2 protein-coding genes and 1 pseudogene are annotated in these 2,716 nt (G+C 65.5%); 2 read left to right on the forward strand and 1 reads right to left on the reverse strand.

What is annotated here, in order from left to right; all coding sequences use genetic code 11:
* Nucleotides 1-290: 290 nt before the first annotated feature.
* Complete coding sequence (locus tag RTS12_RS20515) at nt 291-464, reverse strand: DUF1674 domain-containing protein (protein WP_312531978.1); 174 nt, start codon at nt 462-464, stop codon at nt 291-293.
* Nucleotides 465-518: 54 nt separating this feature from the next.
* Between RTS12_RS20515 and RTS12_RS20520 the strand changes: the two genes are divergently transcribed.
* Together RTS12_RS20520 and RTS12_RS20525 are read left to right on the forward strand one after the other, a co-directional pair.
* Nucleotides 519-1,823: an RsmB/NOP family class I SAM-dependent RNA methyltransferase gene (locus tag RTS12_RS20520; RefSeq protein WP_312531980.1), complete on the forward strand. Its 1,305-nt coding sequence runs from the start codon at nt 519-521 to the stop codon at nt 1,821-1,823.
* A 30-nt stretch (nt 1,824-1,853) separates the two neighbouring features.
* A pseudogene (locus RTS12_RS20525) lies at nt 1,854-2,716 on the forward strand (heparinase); the annotation flags it as partial.

The following is a 2,716-nucleotide window of genomic DNA, read 5'->3' on the forward strand; positions in this document are numbered from 1 at the left end:
TAGTCTTGGCGTGGTCGATCCGGGTTGGGCGTGGCTTTGGAAGTAACCTAGCGCCGCACAAGCGCCGCCCGTGACGCACCGGTCTGTCAGGCGCTGTCCGAGGCAGGGTGGGGCGGGGGTGATCTGTAGGGGCGATCTGCAAGGGCAAGCGACAGATGCCAACGGCCTCACGGCCCAAAAGAAACCGGCATCAGGCGCAGCTGGCGTCAGGGGCATGCCCCGAGCCACGCGATGCAGATCTTGGCAATGCGCTGGCAAGCGCGCCCTTTCGGCCAAAGGCCAAGCGGCGATTAAAAGTCGACAGCAATGCCTTTGCGTTCATAATCGCCGTAACGCACCGCTTCTGGGCCATCGCGGCCGCCCAATTCGACGGGCAGATCCAGCGGTTTGGCCTTGGCGCGGCGCTCGGCTGCCTCGGCAAGGGCGCGTTGGGCGGCGGGTGGAAGCGGGTGTTGGTCGGTCATGGCGGTTTCTTCCGCTTGGGGCTACACAGAACCTATCTAGGCAAGGGGTGCGTGTTGGACAAGCGGCGGACAGAAAGCAAAGAACGTGGTGCAGGAAAAGGCGAGGGCCGTCCCGATCGTTCACGAAAGGGTGCGCTACGCCTGCTCGAGGCCGTCGAATCGGGCGCAACCTTGGATGAGGCCGCCAATCTGATCGAACGGTTTTCGCCGGCAGAGCGCGCAAGGGCGCGACGCCTTGCGCTGGAAACCCTGCGCCGGGTTGGCCGGTTGGAGCCCATTCTTGACAAACATCTGGCGCGCCGCCCGCGCCCCGAGGTCCTGATGCTTTTGCGTCTGGCCACGGTCGAGCTGCTGGCCCTGAACGAGGCACCGCATGGCGTCGTCAATGCCGCCGTCGCATTGGCGCGCGACATGGGCCCCAAAGGCATTGCCGCCGCCGGCATGGTCAATGCCGTCCTGCGCAAAGTTGCGGGCGAAACCGAGGCTTGGGCCGCGCTTGAGCCGCAGGAAATGCCCGATTGGCTGCGAGAGCCCGTCGTGGCCGCCTGGGGCGAAGAGGTTGCGCGCAAGATCGAAGCTGCCCACGAACTGGGCGCACCGCTGGATCTGACGGCAAAGCCCGGCTTGACCGCCCCGGGCGAGGCTTTGCCCACCGGATCGTTCCGCCAGCCAACTGGCGCGCGCGTCAGCACCTTGCCGGGCTATGCCACCGGCGATTGGTGGGTGCAGGATGCGGCAGCATCTTTGGCCGCCAAGGTCTTGGATGCCCAACCCGGCGAGGAAATCGCCGATCTTTGTGCCGCGCCGGGCGGCAAGACGCTGCAACTGGCTGCGGCAGGGGCCAATGTCACGGCTTTGGACATTTCCCAGCAACGCCTTGCGCGGGTGGCTGAAAATCTTGCGCGCTGCCGGCTCAAGGCCAAGCTGGTCAACGGCGATGCGCTGGATTTCGAGGTCGAGGATGAACTGGATGCGGTCTTGCTGGACGCGCCATGCTCGGCCACGGGAACGATCCGCCGCCACCCGGATTTGCCGCTGATCCGTGATGGCAGCGGTATCCGCGAGCTGACACGCCTGCAGGCCGATCTGATCGATCACGCCTTGGGCATGATCAAGCCCGGCGGGCGGCTGGTCTATGCGACCTGCTCGTTGTTGCCTGCCGAGGGCGAGGATCAGATTGCCGCGGCGCTTGCCCGCAATCCCGATCTGGTCGTCGAGCGGCCCGACCTGCCGGGTCTGGACCCCGAATGGATCACCCCCGAGGGATATTTGCGCCTGCGCCCGGACTTTTGGCCTGATCGTGGCGGGATGGATGGATTCTTTATTGCGCGCTTGCGAATTTCTGCCGACCCGACCTAATCTTAGCATACTCCTTGCGACCGGGCGGCCATGAACGAAATGCCTCCGAACCAGACCCCGACCAGCGGCTTTCTGCGTCGGCCTGACCCTAAAGCGATCGGCAACCTTGATCGCGGCGCCCAGATTCTGGGCGGTGAGCTGCAATTGGCGGGGCATGTCCTAAAGGGTGATCCCTTTGCCGCCGGACCTCAGCCGCCCAATGTCGCCGCCGAATTGCATGGCTTTGGCTGGTTGGATGATCTGGCCGCCTTGGCCACTCATCCGGCGCGCGCCATGGCGCAAAAGCGCGTCTTTGACTGGATCGGCGATCATCCCATTGCGGATGACGGGGCACCTGAATGGGCGCCCGAGGTTGCGGGAAAGCGGCTTTTGCGCTGGATTTTCCATTCGGGACAGATCCTTCCGGGGTTGGACCGGGCCGCCAGCGCGCCTTATTTCGATGCGCTGGAAACCCATGTGAATTTTCTGGCCGAGAACTGGCATCTTAGCCCGGATGGACGCCCCCGGCTGGAAACGCTGGTCGGGCTGGCCGTGGCCGCGCTGTATTTGCGCGGGGCCGAGCATCTGGTCATGCCCGCGCTGATCGCCCTTGCCGAAGAGGCCGAGGCAATGGGCCCGGAATTGCTGGCCGAGGCGCGCTCTCCCGAGGCGCTTTTGGAATCCTGCGCTTTGCTGGTCTGGACCGTCGAGGTTGCTGCCGAAGCCGAGATCGAGGCGCCGCCGCAACTGATGGCCATGGTCGCCGAACTGGCCCCGCTTTTGCGCGCGATGCGTCACGCCGATGGTGCGCTGCCACAGTTTCACGGCGGTGGTCGCGGCGCGCCGGGGCGGTTGGACCATTGCTTGCGCGCGACGCCCGGCCCGGCGACGACCGCGCGCGGCATGGCGCTGGG

Origin of the sequence: Paracoccus sp. (in: a-proteobacteria) (assembly GCF_032007265.1) — a bacterium.
GTDB lineage: Bacteria > Pseudomonadota > Alphaproteobacteria > Rhodobacterales > Rhodobacteraceae > Paracoccus.